This is a genomic window from Parasphingopyxis lamellibrachiae (assembly GCF_003385775.1).
Classification (GTDB): Bacteria; Pseudomonadota; Alphaproteobacteria; order Sphingomonadales; family Sphingomonadaceae; genus Parasphingopyxis; species Parasphingopyxis lamellibrachiae.
Window position 1 is genome coordinate 1 of the sequence record NZ_QRDP01000003.1, and the last position, 1,394, is coordinate 1,394.

Here is a 1,394-nt window from a genome sequence, read left to right on the forward strand (position 1 = left end):
GCATTGTCATGTGTGGATGGCTCCGTTTCTGCAAGGGTATTGTTGGTTGATTTTGATCAATGCGGGTTGCGGTCATGTGTCCGGCCTGTTGACGCGGAGCAAATGACCGCTGGCCTTGATGAAGTCCGCGTATCGGGTCCCCTATCACGTTATCGAGCTTTAACGCCCTGACAATGCTGCGGGATGTCCCGTTTGCGGTCCCTGTTGATCATCATCACTCATCTCTTGCCCTCACAGTTCTGCGCGGCCGCAATTTGCGCCGCTATTCCGATTAACTCATACCGCAGGCGAGCCGCGATATACCTCCCCACGGTTCAGCACGACCCAAGCGATGCGCGCGGTCTTGTTGGCCATCGCCACCGTGACAACCCGCGCGGGTTTGCGCTCCAGCAGGGATCGCACCCAGCTCCCCGTAGCCGTTTCGTTGGTCCCGGCTCTTCGGATCACCGAAGTGGCGCCAACGACGAGCAATCGGCGCAGGTAGCCGTCACCCATCTTCGAGATGCGTCCCAGCCTGTCCTTGCCACCCGACGAGTTCTGTCGTGGCACCAATCCCAGGAAGGCCGCAAACTGCCGGCCAGATTTGAAGACCGAGGGATCAGGAATACTTGCCGAAAGCGCGGTGGCCGTGATGATCCCGACGCCGGGGATCGTCTCAAGCCGCTGACTTGTTGCATCCTCGCGGTGCCAGGCCATGAGGCGCCGCTCAAGGGCGCGAATCTCGGCGGTCAGAGACGCAAGTTGTGCCGCCAACCCCAATAGCGCCGATCGGGCGATGTCCGGCAGGTCGAACCTGCCTTCCGTTTGGAGCTGTGCGATCAACGCCATGACATTGCGCGAGCCTTGCGCAGCAATAACCCCGAACTCTGCCAAATGGCCCCGGATCGCATTCAGCATCATGGTGCGCTGCCGCATCAACAGGTCGCGAGTTCGGTGCAACACCAGCACACCCTGCCGGCCCGCACTCTTGAGCGGCACGAAGCGCATATTGGGCCGGGTAACGGCTTCGCAGATCGCTTCTGCATCCGCCGCATCATTCTTTTGCCGTTTGACATAGGGCTTTACGTAAGCCGGTGGGATCAGCTTCACCTCGTGACCAAGGGCCGTAATCGCGCGCGCCCAGTAATTCGATGTCGCACAAGCTTCCATGCCGATCAGGCAGGGTGGCAGCTTCCCAAGGAAATCAAGCACAACACCGCGCCTCAGCTTTTTCTTCAGAACTACCGTGCCGACAGCGTCAACGCCGTGAAGCTGAAAGACGGACTTGGCGAGATCGATTCCGAGTGTAGTAATATCCATAGTGGATGGCTCCTTCCATTAGTTGGTCTCAAACAGCACCAGCATGGCACATCATGATGCCGTCGGGGTGGAGCCATCCACACCATCACGTTAAC

1 protein-coding gene is annotated in these 1,394 nt (G+C 59.0%); it reads right to left on the reverse strand.

Features of this window, described 5'->3' with window-relative positions:
• Nucleotides 1-276: 276 nt before the first annotated feature.
• Nucleotides 277-1,299, reverse strand: a complete 1,023-nt coding sequence (locus DFR46_RS00030; RefSeq protein ID WP_116234600.1) for an IS110 family RNA-guided transposase — start codon at nt 1,297-1,299, stop codon at nt 277-279.
• Between the last annotated feature and the right edge of the window lie 95 nt (nt 1,300-1,394).

Excerpts from the sequence above, each read along its gene's own strand:
- DFR46_RS00030 (WP_116234600.1), bottom strand. The coding sequence starts at position 1,299 with ATGGATATTACTACACTCGGAATCGATCTCGCCAAGTCCGTCTTTCAG.